The organism is Actinomadura sp. NBRC 104425, from assembly GCF_030269545.1.
GTDB lineage: Bacteria > Actinomycetota > Actinomycetes > Streptosporangiales > Streptosporangiaceae > Spirillospora > Spirillospora keratinilytica.
The window spans coordinates 608,921-625,319 of the sequence record NZ_BSTN01000001.1 but is presented as its reverse complement, the minus strand read 5'-3'; the positions used below and the strand labels follow the sequence as shown (position 1 = coordinate 625,319).

The window sequence follows — 16,399 nt, the reverse complement described above, 5'->3', positions numbered from 1 at the left end:
TTTTCCTCTTCGCAGGGGCTTTGCTCGGCGGGTTGGGGGTGCTTCGGCTGGGGAGGCGGGTGCGGGTGAGGGGGATGTGGATGTTGTGGAGGAACGGCGGTGAACATGGACAAGGTGCTGCGGTTCCTCGGGTTCCGGTACGCGACGGCCGGGCTCGTGGCGCTGGCGCTGGTGGCCCTGTACGGGCTGGCCTCGCTGTCGCGGCCCGGAGGGACGGCCGGAGCGGCCAAGGCGGTCTCCGCGCCCGTCACGTCCACCGTGGCGGTGTGCCCGGCCGGGGAGAGCGGCCGGTTGAGCCTCCTGTCGGCATCCCGTGCGCGGTCGGCCGGACGCCTCGACGTGGTGGAGACGCAGGACGGCACCGCGGTCGTCTCGTCGCAGTCGCCCGGCGTGTTCTGGATGAAGGACGGCCTCAAGAGCGACCAGAAGTCGTACACGGTGCGGGCCTCGGGGGCGCTGGCGCCCGGGCTTGAGGCGGAGCGCACCACGCATTGGCCGCGGGGCGCCGACCGCGGCCTGGCGGGCACGCGATGCGGGCGGCCCGGCACGGACCTGTGGTTCGTGGGGCCGGGGCCCGTGGCCGCCGAACGCATCGAGCTGTACCTCACCAACGTGGACGCCCAGCCCGCCTCCGTGGACGTCACCGCGCTGTCCGGGGAAGGGCCGCTCGACACCACCGACGGCAGAGGAGTCCCCGTCGAGCCCTACACCACCAAGGTCGTGCGCATAGGCGCCCCTGGGGACGGGCTGGGGGACGTGGTCGCCTCGGCCCGGGACCTCTCCCTGCGGGTGCACGCCACCACCGGGCGGGTCGCCGCGGCCGTGCGGGTGCGGATCGACGAGGGCAAGGGCATCGAGTGGCTGCCGCAGGCGCAGCAGCCCGCCACGTCCCTGGTCGTGCCGGGGGTGCCCGGCGGGAGCGGGCGTAGGCAGCTTCTGGTGGCCGTCCCCGGGGAGGAGGACGCCCGCATTCGGGTGCGGGTGGTCACCTCCAAGGGGTCGTTCGCCCCGCAGGGGCAGGACGTGCTCGACGCCCCCGCCGAGACGGTCACGGCCCTGGATCTCGACGGCGCCCTGTCGGGGAAGGCCGCCGCCGTGCGGCTGGAATCCGACAAGCCCATCGTCGCGGGGTTCGCGGCCGAGCGCGGCGCCGACGTGGCCTACGGGGCGGCGGTGGCTCCCCTGGGAGCGGACGGCGGTGTGGTGGCCGAAAACCGGTTCGACGCGTCGCTGATCCTCACCGCCCCCGGCGCCGCGGCCACCGTGCGCGTCACCCCCGTCGGGCCGTCGGGGCCGGGCGGCGCGCAGGAGGTGAAGGTTCCCGCCGGGGGGACGGCCGAGGCGAAGCTCACCGCGCCCAAGGGCGCCGAGGACGGGTTCGGGGTGCTGCTCGCGCCGAGCTCGGGTTCCGGCCCCGTCTACGCGGCCCGGGTCCTCGCCACGGGCAAGGGGGACGACGCCCTGATCACCGTCCTGCCGGTCGAGCCGGCCTGGACGACCATGCGGATGCCCCCTGCCGCGGACTCCCAGCGCGCCCTGATCCCCTGAAACAGCCGAACGGGCCGCCCCTGGGAAAGCCGGTCAGTCGTCGGGGGAGTCGTAGCTGGGGTCCACCGATTCGGGGGAGAGCCCGAGGAGGTCGGCCACCTCCTCCACGAGGGCGTCCCGGACGATCTGCGCCATCTCGCGTTCGCCGCTGCCCCGGGCCTCCACGGGGCGCCGGAACACCACGATGCGCACGGGGCGTCCCGCCGTGCCGGGGCGGGTCTGGGCGAGCGGCACCGGGCCGTCGAACCACGGTTCGAGCTCGGGAACCTCTTCGACGGCGAACTCCACCCGGGCCAGTTCACGCCCCCAGCGCTGCCCGAGACGGCGCACCTCGTCGGCGACGAGGTCGTCGAAGCGTTCGGCACGGGTACGGGAAAGGGGCGCCTGAGGCGGCGCCAGAGGGCCGCGGAGGCCGCGACCGTGCCGGTCGCGGCGCCGTACGCCTGCCACACGGGATCGCACGTCACCAAGACTACCCCTCCGCCTGCGGCGGCCTCCCGCCCCGGCCGCGCCACCCCGCGCGCTCCCGGCGGCGGCCTCCCGGGGGCCGCCGCCGACGCGACCGCGGGGTATCGGGCGCTTCATGTACCTCTGCTGCGAATGCAGTGATTAGAGTTGCTGAGCGTGGCACACAGACCCACGTGGCCGATGGTGCGGGGAACCGCCTGGTCGCGGCTGGGGGTGACCTTCCAGCTGCTCATGTTGTTCCGGGGCCTGTTGCTGGCGATGGCGCTGGTCCTCATGCCCGCCTCCCGCCTGGACCCTGGACTCGCGCTCGCCGTGGCCGCGCTGGCCGCCGAGACCGCGATCGCGGCGGCCGCCTGGCGCATCGTCCTGCCCTGGCTGCGGCGCCGGCCCGTGCTGTGCTGCCTGGACGGCCTTCCGGCGTACTGGGTGCTCGCCGAGGGCGGTGTCAACGGGGCGTTCTTCCCGCTGACCGTCATGACGTCGGGCATCGCGGGTGTGCTGTATCCGTGGCGGCGGGCGCTTCCGGTGTGCGCCGTGCAGATCGTGCTGTGCCTGCTGGCCACGGCGTCCGAGCCCGCGCACGGGACGGGCGCGCTGCTCGGCCTGCCCGTCTTCTACCCGGTGACCGCCTGCGCCGGGGCCATGCTGCGCCGCCTGTACGCCCAGTACGCGGCGGCCGAGGAGGAGAGGCGCCGCATCGAGACGGCGGTGGCCGCGGCCGCCGAACGCAGCCGGCTGGCCCGGGAGATGCACGACTCGCTCGCCAAGACCCTGCAGGGCATGGTCATGTCTGCGGCGGCGCTGCCGGTGTGGATCCGCAAGTCCCCCGACCGCGCCGAACGCGACGCCCGCCACTTGGTGTCCGCGCTGGAGACCGCCACCCGCGAGGCCCGCGGGCTGATCGCCGATCTGCGCGAGGAGGCGTACGGGCTGCCGCTTCCGCTGGCCGTGCGGCGGGTCGTCGTGGACTGGAGCCGCTCCAGCCGGGTCGCCGCGCGCACCGACCTGGCGAAGGCCGCCGGGGCGATGGACGCGCCCGCGGTGGTGCGCTACGAGGTCGTCTCGGTGCTCAAGGAGGCCCTCACCAACGTCGAGCGGCACGCCCGCGCCGACAGCGTGGAGGTGCGCCTGCGGTGCGCCGCCGGACGCCTGGAACTGACGGTGCGCGACGACGGGCAGGGCTTCGCGCCCCCGCCCGGCGGCGCCGTGCACATGCTGGCGCGCGAGGGGCACTACGGGCTCGTCGGCATGAGCGAACGCGCCCGCTGGATCGGCGGTGCGCTGACCGTGAACTCCGCCCCCGGCGAGGGAACCACCGTGACGATGACGCTTCCCTGGCCGTACGCCTCCGCCGACCCCGACACCTGGACGTACCGGACGGCGGCGGACGACCTCGCCCTGGCCGCGGGGGCCTCGCCCGTACGGGAGCGGCGGTGAGCGGCGCAGGCGTCCGCCGCGTACGCGCACTGGTGGTGGACGACAACCCCGTCGTGCGGGCCGGGCTCGTCGCCCTGCTGGAGGCGGGGGACGTGCACGTCGTCGGCGAGGCCGTGGACGGTGACCACGCGCTGGAGGAGGCAAAGCGGCTGCGCCCCGACATCGTGCTGCTGGACGTGCGCATGCCCGGCGTCGACGGGCTGGCCGCCGTCGGCCCGCTCAGCGCCCTGGCCAAGGTGCTCATGCTGTCCTACGACACCGACGCGGAGGTGATCGGCACGGCGATCCGCGACGGCGCGTCCGGCTACCTGGTGCACGGGTCGTTCGCCGCGGAGGAGCTGGTGGCCGCCGTCCACGACACGGTCGCGGGACGGGCCAGCCCGCTGTCCCCGGCGGCGAGCAAGGCCGTGGTGGAGGCGCTGCGCCGCGCGACCGGCGGCGCGGCGGCCGAACCGGTCCCCGACCGGCACGCGCTGGGCCTGTCGCCGCGCGAGGCCCAGGTCATGGAGCTGATCGCGCGCGGCCACGCCAACCGGGAGATCGCCCTGGCGCTGGTCGTGTCGGAGAACACCGTCAAGAACCACGTCAACCGGATCTTCGCGAAAATGGGCGTGCGGACCCGGGGGGCGGCCATCGCGCGCTGGCTCGGCACCGCAGGCTCCCCGCCGTCCGTGCCGCGCTGACCGCCTCCGCGGGGTGATGCTCGCCGCACCGGAGGGTGCACGGAATGTAGTTGTTCTCGCGTAATTAGGCCGGTAACGGCGACACGTACCCTCGGGTGGTGGCGGATGCGGCGGGAGCGGGGTACGGTCGGCCATCGTGAGCCCCGTCCGCATCTGCTCCCGCACCGCCTGCAAGGAGCCCGCAGTTTTCACGCTCACGTACGTCTACCGCGACTCCACCGCGGTTTTGGGGCCGCTCGCAACGTACGCGGAGCCGCACTGCTACGACCTGTGCGCCGAGCACTCCGAGCGGCTCACCGCCCCCATGGGCTGGGAACTGGTCCGGCTTCCGGTGGAGGAGCAGACCGAGCCCAGCGCCGACGACCTGGAGGCCCTGGCCGACGCGGTGCGCGAGGCCGCCAAGCCCGTTCCGGGAACGCGACACGAACCTGTCGGGCAGGGTACCGAGATCGGCCGCCGCGGGCATCTGCGGGTCCTGCGCTCCGAACCCTCCGAGACCCGCCAGAAGACGGGGCAGGACTGACCTTCGACTGATCCCCGGTCCCTGCCGCGCCGCGCTCGCATGTGTCATTCGCCCTGGTCTGCGGGCTGATCGGCGCATTGTGGGTATGCGGCGGGGCGAGTGCCGGGGGGCGGCCCGGTTCCGCCCGGTAGGCTCGTGGCCTGGCGCCGGAAGCCAGGGATCGTCCCCCGCAGGGGCGAGCACAGCGATTCGGACAGGGAGCAGGAGTGGGCGATCTCGACAAGATCTTCAAGGCGTACGACATCCGGGGCGTCGTACCGGAGGAGCTCGACGCCGAGACCGCCGAGGCGGTGGGCGCCGCCTTCGTCCGGGTGACGGGCGCGAACGCCGTGGTCACCGCGCACGACATGCGGGCCTCCTCGGTGCCGCTCGCCGAGGCGTTCGCGCGCGGCGCCACCGCCCAGGGCGCCGACGTCATCGAGGCGGGGCTGGGCTCGACCGACATGCTCTACTACGCCAGCGGCAGCCTCGACCTGCCCGGCGCGATGTTCACCGCCAGCCACAACCCCGCCAAGTACAACGGGCTGAAGCTGTGCCGGGCGGGCGCCAAGCCGGTCGGCCGCGACACCGGGCTCACCGAGATCCGCGAGCTGGTCGAAAAGGGCGTCCCCGCGTACGACGGGCCGCGCGGCACCGTCTCCTCGCGCGACCTGCTCAAGGGGTACGCCGACCACCTCAAGACGCTGGTGGACCTGTCGGGCGTCCGGCCGCTCAAGGTCGTCGTGGACGCGGGCAACGGCATGGGCGGGCACACCGTCCCGGTGGTGTTCGACGGCCTGCCGTTCGAGCTGGTGCCGCTGTACTTCGAGCTGGACGGCACGTTCCCCAACCACGAGGCCAACCCCATCGAGCCGGAGAACCTGCGCGACCTGCAGGCCAAGGTCCGCCAGACCGGCGCCGACATCGGGCTGGCCTTCGACGGCGACGCCGACCGGTGCTTCGCGGTGGACGAGCGCGGCGAGATCGTCTCGCCGTCGGCGATCACCGCGCTGGTGGCCGTGCGGGAGCTGGCCAAGCACCCCGGCGCGTCCATCGTGCACAACCTGATCACCTCCAAGGCCGTGCCGGAGATCGTCACCGAGCACGGCGGCACCCCGGTGCGCACCCGGGTCGGCCACTCGTTCATCAAGCAGACGATGGCCGAGACCGGCGCGGTGTTCGGCGGGGAGCACTCGGCGCACTACTACTTCCGCGACTTCTGGTTCGCCGACTCGGGGATGCTGGCCGCGCTGCACGTGCTGGCCGCCCTCGGCCAGTCGGACCGGCCGCTGTCGCAGCTGCTGGCCGAGTACGGCCGCTACCCGTCGTCCGGCGAGATCAACAGCGAGGTGGCCGACCAGGCCGCGGCCACCGCCCGGGTCCGCAAAGCGTTCGAGGGGCGGCCCGGCGTCACCATCGACGAGCTGGACGGCCTCACCGTCGGCACCGGCGACTGGTGGTTCAACCTGCGGCCGTCCAACACCGAGCCGCTGCTGCGCCTGAACGCCGAGGCGTCCGACGAGCGGACCATGGCCGAGATCCGCGACGAGGTGCTGGCGATCGTGAGGGGGAACTGACCGTGAAGCTCGACGACTGGCTGCTGGAAATCCTGGCCTGCCCCAACTGCAAGGGCCCGCTGCGCCCCGACGACGAGGCCGCCGAGCTGGTGTGCGGCGGCGACTGCGGCTATGCCTACCCGGTCCGCGACGACATCCCGGTGCTGCTGGTCGACGAGGCCCGCGCCCCCGCGTCCTGACCGCGCGCGACCCCGCCGTACGCCACCGGCCGCGGCGGCGCCCGCGTCCGCGAATCTGGGGTATTTTGCCCGGAACGCCAGGGCGGGCGTGCGCGTCCGGAATGGTGGCGGCCGCGGCGAGGCCCGGACGCCGATGCACGGTGGGGACGGCGCCCCTGGGGCGCCGCGGAGAGCGGAGACCAGATGAGCGACCCGGACGGGGCGGACCGGTTGGAGGATCCGTCCGCGATCGAGGCCGCCGACCCGGGCGGGATGCTGCGGCAGGTCGCCTCGTCGGCGGCGCAGATCCGGGAGGCGCGGCGGCTGGCCGTCGAGGCGGGCGCGGCGCGGCTGGCCGAGGAGGGACGCCCCCGCGCGGTGGTGGTCGCCGGCATGGGCGGCTCGGGCATCTCCGGGGACGTGCTGGCCGCGGTGTGCGGCACCGGCTGCCCGGTCCCGGTGGTGACGGTGCGCGGCTACCGGCTGCCCGGCTGGGTGGGCGCCGCGGACCTGGTGATCGCGGTGTCGTGCTCGGGCGGCACGGAGGAGACCCTCGCCGTCGCGGCCGAGGCGGCGCGGCGCGGCTGCCGGCTGATGTTCGTGGGCGGCGCCGGCTCGCCGCTGGCCGACCTGGCCGAGCGGACGCGGGCACTGTTCGTGCCGGTGCGGTCGGTGGGGCAGCCCAGGGCGACGCTGTGGGGCCTGACCGTCCCGCTGCTGGTGGCGGCGCGGGAGCTGGGCCTGGCGGACGTGCCGGACGCGCTGCTGGAGGCGACGGCCGGACGCCTGGAGGACGTGGCGCACCGGTGCCGTCCCGCCAGCGAGCCGTTCGTCAACCCGGCCAAGCGGGCGGCGCTGGACCTCATGGGCGACGTGCCGCTGGTGTGGGGCACGTCCCCCCTCGCGGGCACCGCCGCCTACCGGCTGTGCTGCCAGCTCAACGAGAACGCCAAGTACCCGGGCGTGTACGGGGAGCTGCCGGAGGCCGACCACAACCAGGTGATGGTGTTCGACGGGTACTTCGCCCGTCCCCCCGCCGACCCCGGCGACTTCTTCCGCGACCGCGCCGAGGAGGCCGAGCACGGCATCCACCTGGTGCTGCTGCGCGACGTGGACGAGCATCCGCAGGTGCGCAAGCGCCGCGAGGTGTCGGCCGAGCTGGCCGCGGCGCGGGGAGTGCCGGTCACCGAGCTCGCCGCCGAGGGCGTCCATCCGCTGGAGCGGATCGCGACGCTCATCGCGCTCGCCGACTACGTCACGGTTTACTTGGCTATCGCGCTGGGCGTCGACCCCACGCCCGTGCCGGCCATCCAAGATCTCAAAGCGAGGATTGTGGAATGAGAGCTGTGCGGTCCGCGACCCAGGCTGAGGCGGGAGGTGCCCGGTGAGCGCGGAAGGCGGAACCAAGGCGATCATCGCCGCGCTGGGCGCCAACCTCGGCATCGCGGCCTCCAAGTTCGTGGCGTTCGTGTTCACCGGCTCGTCGTCGATGCTGGCCGAGTCGATCCACTCGGTGGCCGACTCGGGCAACCAGGGCCTGCTGCTGCTGGGCAACAAGCGCTCCCAGCGCGCCCGTACGCCCCAGCACCCGTTCGGATACGGGCGCGAGCGCTTCTTCTACGCGTTCGTGGTGGCCGTGGTGCTGTTCACGGTCGGCGCGGCGTTCTCGCTGTACGAGGGCGTCCACAAGATCAGCGACCCGCACGAGGTGGAGTCGCCGGGCTGGGCGTTCGGCGTGCTGCTCGTGGCGATCGCCATGGAGGGCTTCTCCTTCCGCACCGCCATCAAGGAGTCCAACGAGCTGCGCGGCGACAAGTCGTGGGTGCAGTTCGTCCGGCACGCCAAGGCCCCCGAACTGCCGGTGGTTCTGCTGGAGGACCTCGGCGCCCTGGTCGGCCTGGTTTTGGCGCTGTTCGGCGTGACGATGGCCGTCGTGACCGGCAACGGCGTGTGGGACGGCGTCGGCACGGTCTGCATCGGCCTGCTGCTCGGCGTCATCGCGGTCATCCTGGCCATCGAGACCAAGAGCCTGCTGATCGGCGAGGGCGCCGGCCCCGAGGTCGAGCGGCGGATCATCGACGCGATGGAGTCGGTGGACGAGGTCGACCACGTCATGCACATCCGTACGGAGTACGTCGGCCCCGAGGAGCTGCTGATCGCCGCCAAGATCGCCGTCCACCACGACGACACGGCCGCCGAGGTGGCCCGCGGCATCGACGCGGCCGAGGCGAAGATCCGCGCGGAGTTCCCGCACGCCCGCCTGATCTACCTGGAGCCCGCCCTGGACGAGGCGCCGCGCGAGCAGGACCGGTCGTCCGCGCAGACGGCCGGGACGGAGAGCGCCGCCTCCTCCTGAGCCGAGTCCTGTTACGGCCCGCTGCGTCCGTGCGGACGCAGCGGGCCGTTCGCGTGTCCGCCCGGCCCGCGTCGACGTCGCCGAGCATCGGAGGCGCGATGTGTCGCCGGGGGCTCGGATGCGGGGGTGCTGTGTGGTGCCGTCCTGCTGCTGTGGGGGGTGTGTGTCTGTCCGGTCCTTTGGGCGTGCGTTGTGGAGGGTCGGAGGTGCGATGTGCCGCCGGGGGAGGGGTCGGTGCCGGGGGTGCTGTGTGGTGCCGTCCTGCTGCTGTGGGGGGTCGTGTGCGGGTCTGTTCGGCCCCTTGGGCCCGCGTCGTGGAGCATCGGACGCGGGATGCGCCGGAAGGAGATCGGGTCGGTGCGGCGCGGTCTCGTCGGCCGTCGTGCGACGGGGCGGCCTCCCTCGCCGGCCCGGCCGAGGCGGTGCCGGTCGACCCCAGCCCAGGCATGACCGGCCGCGCCTCCGCAGAGACGCTCCGCGGCCGAACCGGCAAGGGCGCCTTCCCATGCGTCCGCCCGGACCCCTGAACCGGACGGTCTGGTGTGACCTGCGGCAGCCCGCCGAACCCCCTACGCCGGCGGTCCGCCGCCCGCGGTCACGGTTACGACAGTACGGGCCGCCCCGTCCCGCGCACGTCGTCCCAGAGGAGGGAACCGGGGTCGTCCTCCAGAGGGATCCGACTGGTCGGCATAACACCGCACGGTGAGGTGCGCCGAGCCGGGCAACGGCCAGTATGGAGAACGTGACCAGTGACCAGCGACCACCGAACGCACCGCCGACCCGCATCGGCCCGACGCTCGCCCACCACGCGTGGCGGCTGTCCGGACGCGTCGTGGCGGGACTGGGGCAGCTGCTGCTGTGGGCCCTGACCGGCATCGGCCGCTTGCTGCGTCCGCTGGCCGCCCGCATCGGCGCCAAGCTGTACGGAACCGCGCGCCGCACCCCGCCCGCACCGGCCGGGGCCCAGGGGGTGCGCGACGGCGGCACCCGCGTCATGGCGCCGGGCGACGCCACCGCCCCGCTGCCCCGCTGGATCAACGCGTGGACCGAGTTCACCCAGGCGTGGTACTTCGCCCCGCTCACCGGCCTGGCCCTCACCGTCGCGGCGCTGGCCGAGCTGGCGCCGCGCACCGACTCGCCGATCAGCGTGGCCGGCGGGTTCGCGGTCGCCGCGACGCTGCCGCTGGGATGGCGGGAGGAGTTCCTGCGGCCGGTGGCGGCGATGGTCCTCGGCGCGTACGCCGCCGGGCTGCTCACCGGGCAGACGCTGCTGGTCACCACCGCGTTCGCCGCGCTCTACACGCTGTACACGCTGGGCCGCCGCCTGCCCCGGCAATCCACCGGCGTGCTGGCGGCCGGCAGCGTGGTCACCGTCGCCGTCGTGTACCTGGCCACCGACACCCTGGACCGCATCCCGTGGCCCGCCGCCGTGCTCGTCGTGCTGGCCGCCATCGGCCTCGGCGACGCCCGCCGCACCCTGGAGACCGCCGGACGCACCCAGGCGGAGGCGGACGAGCGCACCAGCGAGACCCTCACCCGGCTCACCGCCGTGCAGCGCGAGCAGGCGGTGATGCGCGAACGGGCCCGCATCGCCCGCGAGCTGCACGACGTGGTCGCCCACTCCGTCTCCATGATCGCCGTGCAGGCCGAGACCGCGCCGTACACGATGCGGGACCTGTCCCCCGAGGCCCGCGAAGGCTACGCCGAGATCGCCCGCACCGCCCGGGAGGCGCTGGTGGAGATGCGCCGCCTGCTCAGCGTGCTGCGCGCCGACGCCGGCGCCGAACCGGAGTCGGCGCCGCAGCCGCGGCTGGAGGAGCTGCCCGGCCTGATCGAGCAGCACCGCGGCGCCGGCGGCAAGGCCGATCTGAGCATCCGGGGGGAGCCGCGCACGCTGTCCACGACGGTCGAGCTGTCGGCGTACCGGATCGTCCAGGAGGCCCTCACCAACGCGCGCCGCCACGCGCCCGGCGCCGAGGTCAAGGTGGAACTGACCTATCTGCCCGACAGGCTCTCCGTCCGGGTGGTTGACGACGGCGGCTCGGCACCCACCATGGTGCTGAACCGGGACGGGTCGCCGGCCCGTACCGCGGTGCTGGATCCCGCGGCCGCCGGGGCCGGTCCGTCCGGGGCCACCCGCCTGGAGGGGGCGCCCGCGGCGGAACCGGGCGGCGGACACGGTCTCGTCGGGATGCGGGAACGTGCGACCATGCTGGGCGGGAGGTTCTCCGCCGGGCCCGCCGAGGACGGCGGCTTCGTGGTGGAGGCCGAACTGCCGGTCTCCTCGGCGGATGGGGGACGCGGCTCGGGTTGAGCGAGAGGGGCGGCTGATGCGGGACGGCGGGAGGCGCGGCGGACCGGGCGGGACGCGTCCGTGATCGCCGTCGGCACCCCGGGGAGGTCGCATTGATCAAAGTGCTGATCGTCGACGACCAGACGATCGTGCGCGCCGGGTTCGCCGCGCTGCTGGCCGCCCAGCCCGACATCTCGGTGGTCGGGGAGGCCGGCGACGGCCGCGAGGCGGTGCGGCTGGCCGAGCTGCACCGCCCCGACGTGGTGGTCATGGACATCCGGATGCCCGGCATGGACGGCATCGAGGCCACCCGCCGCATCCTGGAGCGTCCCGGCGCCGACAACGTGCGGGTGCTGGTGCTGACCACCTTCGACGTCGACGAGTACGTCTACGAGGCGCTGGCGGTGGGCGCGAGCGGCTTCCTGCTCAAGGACGCCACCGCCGACGAGCTGGTGTCGGCCGTGCGGGTGGTCGCGCGCGGCGACTCGCTGCTGGCCCCGCAGGTGACCGGGCGACTGATCCGCGAGTTCACCCGCCAGCGCCGCAGCCGCCCGCGGGCCCCGGCCGAGCTGTCCACGCTCACCGCCCGCGAGACCGAGGTGCTGACGTTGATCGCGGGCGGCCTGTCCAACAGCGAGATCGCCGAACGGCTGGTCGTCAGCGAGCACACCGTCAAGACGCACGTGGCCCGCGTGTTCACCAAGCTGGGCGTGCGCGACCGCGCCCAGGCGGTCATGCTCGCCTACGAGTCCGGCGTCGTCGTCCCCGGCGAGAACGACCTGCGCCGCTCCTGACTTCGTGCCCGGCGGCGCCGCCTCCAGTGCGGCCCGCGCGCTGCTGCCGCACCGAGCCGCACCGCTGCGCGAGGCGGTCGGTCGAATGCGCCGGCGAGGGTGTCGCTCTGCTTGCCCATCCCGCTGTGCGGCCTGCCCCTTCGTCGCCCACCGTCTCGTGGCGCCCTCGTCAGCCGTCGGCCGGCGCGCAGCGGGCGGCGGGGTGTCAGCGGCGGCGCTGGAGGAGGCGCAGCGCCTTCTCCTTCTCGAAGTCGAGGGCGCGGGTCGGCGGCGCCGACAGGCGGCCGATGCGCTCGCCCAGCTCGCGGACGCGCGCCTGCACCTCCGGCTCGGCCAGCACGCGCAGCCCGAAGGCCAGCTCGGCCGGGCCGATGTCGTAGCGCTTCTCCAGTTCGAGGGCGAGCGCCACGGCCCGCAGCTCGGTCTCGCCGAACTGCCGGTGGCCGCCGCCGCGCCGACCGTTTCGTCCCGGCGCGGACTCGCGGGTGGCGGGCAGCAGGCCAAGGCTCTCCCGGTAGCGCAGCATCCGGGGGGACGTGCCGAGCCGTCGGGCGGCCTCCGTGATACGCATGGCCTCGATTCTGACAAATCAATGGCAGAAAGTCCCTTTCGGCCGTGCCCGCAGCCCGCTGCCGCGCCTAGACTCGCGACCAGACCGGACCGACGCCCCGTGATCGACCGTTCGCGCCCGCTCCCGCCGGCGGTGAGCCGGGCCCGCGGGCGGCGCCCGATCATCCGATGCCGCGGACCGGGTTCCCGAGTCACCGAAGGAGCTACGAAAGCATGGACTACAAGGTCGCCGATCTGTCGCTGGCCGAGTTCGGGCGCAAGGAGATCCGGCTCGCCGAGCACGAGATGCCCGGCCTGATGGCGGTGCGCAAGGAGTACGCCGCCGCCAAGCCGCTGCGCGGCGCCAAGATCATGGGCTCCCTGCACATGACGATCCAGACCGCCGTGCTCATCGAGACCCTCGTCGAGCTCGGGGCCGACGTCCGCTGGGTGAGCTGCAACATCTTCTCCACCCAGGACCACGCCGCGGCCGCCGTCGTGGTGGGCCCGAACGGCACCGCCGACGACCCCAAGGGCGTGCCGGTGTTCGCCTGGAAGGGCGAGACCCTGCAGGAGTACTGGTGGTGCACCGAGCAGGCGCTGCAGTGGCCCGACGGCACCGGCCCCAACATGATCCTCGACGACGGCGGCGACGCCACCCTGCTGGTGCACAAGGGCGCCGAGTACGAGAAGGCGGGCGCCGTGCCCACCGCGTCCGAGGACGACCCCGAGGAGTGGGCCGTCATCCTCGACACGCTGCGCCGCACCATCGCCGAGAAGCCGGGCCGCTGGACCGCCACCGCCGAGGGCATCAAGGGCGTCACCGAGGAGACCACCACGGGCGTGCACCGCCTGTACGAGATGGCCAAGAACGGCACCCTGCTGTTCCCGGCCATCAACGTCAACGACTCGGTCACCAAGTCCAAGTTCGACAACAAGTACGGCTGCCGGCACAGCGTGGTGGACGGCCTCAACCGCGCCACCGACGTGCTCATCGGCGGCAAGGTCGCGGTCGTGTGCGGCTACGGCGACGTGGGCAAGGGCTGCGCCGAGGCGCTGCGCGGCCAGGGCGCCCGCGTGATCGTCACCGAGATCGACCCGATCTGCGCGCTGCAGGCCGCCATGGACGGCTACCAGGTCACCGTCCTGGAGGACGTGGTCGAGACCGCCGACATCTTCGTCACCGCCACCGGCAACCGGGACATCATCCGCGCCGACCACATGCAGCGGATGAAGCACCAGGCGATCGTGTCCAACATCGGGCACTTCGACAACGAGATCGACATGGCCGGGCTGGCCCGCATCCCCGGCATCGAGAAGATCGAAATCAAGCCGCAGGTGCACGAGTGGCGCTTCCCGGACGGCCACTCGATCATCGTGCTGGCCGAGGGCCGCCTGATGAACCTGGGCTGCGCCACCGGCCACCCGTCGTTCGTGATGTCCAACTCGTTCACCAACCAGGTCATCGCGCAGATCGAGCTGTTCACCAAGACCGACGACTACCCGGTCGGCGTCTACACGCTGCCCAAGCACCTGGACGAGAAGGTCGCCCGCCTGCACCTGGACGCGCTCGGCGTCAAGCTCACCAAGCTGACCAAGGAGCAGGCCGAGTACATCGGCGTCGACGTCGAGGGCCCCTACAAGGCCGACCACTACCGGTACTGAGCGGCCGGCCGGGGGCGGACACCCTCCGCCCCCGGCCCCGTCCCGCGGCCACGCCGTCGCCTCCGTCATGGCGCGCCGGTGCGCGTGAAGGCGACGGCGCCGGACGCGAGCCGAAAGCGGACTCGGTCGGCGCACGCCCCCGAATGATCGCGGCGCGCCCGCTGCACGGCGTGCGGGGGTCGCGCGCATCGGCAGCGGCCCGCCGGACACGGCGTCGGCTGCGCGGCGTCCGAGCGCGACCACCCGGCGGCCGCGCTTGCGGCTGCGTCGAGTAACGCGCCGCCGTCAACGGACCGCGGCCCGGTGCGGCGCGCGCGGGACGCGAGGCATGTGAAGATCGTTCTTGTTGTGCGGCTGCGGGTGGGCTGACGGAAGGTGGCCGGATGAGCGACATCGCCGACGGGTCGCTGGCGTACGAGGGCGTCAAACGGATCGAGTGGGCCGACCGGGCGATGCCCGTGCTGCGGCAGATCCGCGAGCGGTTCGCCGCCGAACGGCCGCTGGCGGGGCTGCGGATCGCCGCGTGCATGCACGTCACCACCGAGACGGCCGGGCTCATCCGCACCCTGCAGGCGGGCGGCGCGAGCGTGGCGCTGGCGGCGTCCAACCCGCTGTCCACCCAGGACGACACCGCCGCCGCCCTGGTGCACGAGTACGGGGCCGAGGTGTTCGCCCGCGCCGGGACGGACCGCGAAGGCTACTACCGGCACATCCACCAGGCCCTGGAGACCGGCCCCGACCTGGTGCTGGACGACGGCTGCGACCTCGTCAACACCCTGCACACCGACCGGACGGACCTGATCGGCACCGTCCGCGCCGGATGCGAGCAGACCACGACCGGCGTGATCCGCCTGCACCAGATGGCGCTGGAGGGCGCGCTGCGGTTCCCGGTGGTGGCGGTCAACGACACCGACACCAAGCACATGTTCGACAACCGGTACGGAACCGGGCAGTCCACGCTGGACGGCATCGTCCGGGCGACGAACACGCTGCTGGCGGGCAAGACCGTGGTGATCGCCGGGTTCGGGTACTGCGGGCGCGGCCTGGCCGAGCGGGCCCGCGGGCTGGGCGCGCGCGTGGTGGTCACCGAGATCGACCCGGTCAAGGCGCTGGACGCGGCGTTGCAGGGCTTTACGGTGCAGCCGATGGCGCGGGCCGCCGAGCACGGCGACGTGTTCATCACCGCGACCGGCAACCGGGACGTGGTGGCCGCCGAGCACCTGGCCGTCATGAAGGACGGCGCGATCCTGGCGAACTCCGGCCACTTCGACGTCGAGATCGACGTGCGGGCGCTGCAGGACCTGGCGGTCGAGGTGCACCGGGTCCGCCCGCAGGCGGACGAGTACGTGCTGGCCGACGGGCGCCGCCTGATCCTGCTGGCCGAGGGGCGGCTGGTGAACCTGGCGGCCGCGGAGGGGCATCCCGCCGCCGTCATGGACATGTCGTTCGCCGACCAGGCGCTGACCTGCGCATGGCTGGCCACCGCGCACGCCACCCTGGACCCGGCCGTGCACCAGGTGCCCAAGGAGATCGACACCGAGGTGGCGCGGCTGAAGCTGGCGTCCATGGCGATCGAGATCGACACGCTGACCGCCGAGCAGGAGGAGTACCTGCGCTCCTGGCGCCTGGGCTCCTGAGCGGCCGGTAGCGTTTCGGACGTGCCGCGCGGAACCTACCTGCACGTCGAGGACGAGGTCGAGGAGCGCTTCCAGTGCGCCCCCGGGCCGGGCGGCTGGCGGTACGTCGGCGAACGCTCCGACGGCCGCCGCACCGACGTGGTCGTGGACGCGCGGTGGCGGCAGATCCGGGTCGAGGTGCTGGCCGGCGACTGGTGGGTCCGCGGCGGCGTCACCGGCCACCGGCTGGCCTGGGTGCGCGGTGCCCGGCAGGCGGACACCGGCGGCGAGGCGGCCGAGCACGACGCCCGCGCCTACGGATTCCTGGGGGAGTCGCCGGGGTTCCTGGTGGCGGTCGCGCGGTCGCTGCGCCTGGCCGAGGGAGAGCAGGCCGATGTCGCTCTCGTCCGGCTCGCCGGCCCCGCCCTGTCGGCGCTGACGGTGGCGCAACGCTGGCGGCTCGCCGAGGTCACCGCCTACGAGACCGACACCGAGCCGCTGCCCGTCGCGCGGTACGAGATCGCCGACCTGGCCACGGGCGAGACCGACGAGATCCACATCGCCGGGGACGTGGTCGTCGCGGCGCCCGGCATCGAGCTGACCGACCTGGACTCCCCGCCCCACCTGGGCGACCTCGGCCCGTGAGAGCGCCTTTCAACCGGCCCTTTTGAAATTTCAGCCTCCGTATCGAACGCGACTGAAAACCGCCCCGCGACCTGCGCGGACGCCCTTACGGGGCCGCGGCCCCGCAGG

At 73.7% G+C, this 16,399-nt stretch carries 15 protein-coding genes; 13 read left to right on the top strand and 2 right to left on the bottom strand.

Going from position 1 to position 16,399, the window contains the following annotated elements; translation table 11 throughout:
* Positions 1-105: 105 nt before the first annotated feature.
* Positions 106-1,548 carry a DUF5719 family protein gene (locus QSK22_RS02850; protein WP_285492394.1) on the top strand — a complete coding sequence of 481 codons (1,443 nt, stop codon included), beginning with the start codon at positions 106-108 and terminating at the stop codon, positions 1,546-1,548.
* 33 nt (positions 1,549-1,581) lie between these two features.
* Here QSK22_RS02850 and QSK22_RS02845 read toward each other — a convergent pair whose 3' ends face one another.
* Positions 1,582-2,010 carry a metallopeptidase family protein gene (locus QSK22_RS02845; protein WP_285492314.1) on the bottom strand — a complete coding sequence of 143 codons (429 nt, stop codon included), beginning with the start codon at positions 2,008-2,010 and terminating at the stop codon, positions 1,582-1,584.
* Between the two features lie 162 nt (positions 2,011-2,172).
* Here QSK22_RS02845 and QSK22_RS02840 point away from each other — a divergent pair, with 162 nt between their 5' ends.
* The 9 genes from QSK22_RS02840 to QSK22_RS02800 all read left to right on the top strand — a co-directional run bounded on the left by QSK22_RS02840 (position 2,173) and on the right by QSK22_RS02800 (position 11,816).
* Positions 2,173-3,453, top strand: coding sequence for a sensor histidine kinase (locus QSK22_RS02840; protein ID WP_285492313.1), 1,281 nt, complete (start codon positions 2,173-2,175; stop codon positions 3,451-3,453).
* Complete coding sequence (locus tag QSK22_RS02835) at positions 3,450-4,136, top strand: response regulator (protein ID WP_285492312.1); 687 nt, start codon at positions 3,450-3,452, stop codon at positions 4,134-4,136. Before QSK22_RS02840 ends, QSK22_RS02835 begins: the two co-directional genes overlap by 4 nt.
* A 136-nt stretch (positions 4,137-4,272) precedes the next feature.
* Positions 4,273-4,659, top strand: a complete 387-nt coding sequence (locus QSK22_RS02830) for a DUF3499 domain-containing protein (protein ID WP_285492311.1) — start codon at positions 4,273-4,275, stop codon at positions 4,657-4,659.
* A gap of 206 nt (positions 4,660-4,865) precedes the next feature.
* Positions 4,866-6,215, top strand: a complete 1,350-nt coding sequence (locus QSK22_RS02825; RefSeq protein ID WP_285492310.1) for a phosphomannomutase/phosphoglucomutase — start codon at positions 4,866-4,868, stop codon at positions 6,213-6,215.
* Positions 6,212-6,394 (top strand): Trm112 family protein, encoded by a 183-nt coding sequence (locus QSK22_RS02820; protein WP_285492393.1) that lies wholly within the window; start codon positions 6,212-6,214, stop codon positions 6,392-6,394. Before QSK22_RS02825 ends, QSK22_RS02820 begins: the two co-directional genes overlap by 4 nt.
* 183 nt (positions 6,395-6,577) lie before the next feature.
* Positions 6,578-7,714, top strand: a complete 1,137-nt coding sequence (locus QSK22_RS02815; RefSeq protein ID WP_285492309.1) for a bifunctional phosphoglucose/phosphomannose isomerase — start codon at positions 6,578-6,580, stop codon at positions 7,712-7,714.
* Between the two features lie 43 nt (positions 7,715-7,757).
* Positions 7,758-8,729, top strand: coding sequence for a cation diffusion facilitator family transporter (locus tag QSK22_RS02810; protein WP_285492308.1), 972 nt, complete (start codon positions 7,758-7,760; stop codon positions 8,727-8,729).
* Positions 8,730-9,471: 742 nt separating this feature from the next.
* On the top strand, positions 9,472-11,043 hold the full coding sequence (locus QSK22_RS02805) for a sensor histidine kinase (protein WP_285492307.1): 1,572 nt from the start codon (positions 9,472-9,474) through the stop codon (positions 11,041-11,043).
* A gap of 92 nt (positions 11,044-11,135) precedes the next feature.
* Positions 11,136-11,816: a response regulator transcription factor gene (locus tag QSK22_RS02800; RefSeq protein WP_285492306.1), complete on the top strand. Its 681-nt coding sequence runs from the start codon at positions 11,136-11,138 to the stop codon at positions 11,814-11,816.
* A 205-nt stretch (positions 11,817-12,021) separates the two neighbouring features.
* Here the strand turns inward: QSK22_RS02800 and QSK22_RS02795 are convergent, their stop codons facing one another.
* Complete coding sequence (locus tag QSK22_RS02795; protein ID WP_285492305.1) at positions 12,022-12,387, bottom strand: MerR family transcriptional regulator; 366 nt, start codon at positions 12,385-12,387, stop codon at positions 12,022-12,024.
* Positions 12,388-12,599: 212 nt separating this feature from the next.
* On the opposite strand from QSK22_RS02795, the gene ahcY (QSK22_RS02790) reads away from it, so the two are divergent.
* From ahcY (QSK22_RS02790) to QSK22_RS02780, 3 genes are all read left to right on the top strand, one after another.
* Positions 12,600-14,030: an adenosylhomocysteinase gene (ahcY, locus tag QSK22_RS02790; protein ID WP_285492304.1), complete on the top strand. Its 1,431-nt coding sequence runs from the start codon at positions 12,600-12,602 to the stop codon at positions 14,028-14,030.
* Positions 14,031-14,413: 383 nt separating this feature from the next.
* Positions 14,414-15,667 carry an adenosylhomocysteinase gene (gene ahcY / locus QSK22_RS02785; RefSeq protein ID WP_285492303.1) on the top strand — a complete coding sequence of 418 codons (1,254 nt, stop codon included), beginning with the start codon at positions 14,414-14,416 and terminating at the stop codon, positions 15,665-15,667.
* A gap of 21 nt (positions 15,668-15,688) precedes the next feature.
* On the top strand, positions 15,689-16,291 hold the full coding sequence (locus QSK22_RS02780) for a hypothetical protein (RefSeq protein ID WP_285492302.1): 603 nt from the start codon (positions 15,689-15,691) through the stop codon (positions 16,289-16,291).
* Positions 16,292-16,399: the final 108 nt, after the last annotated feature.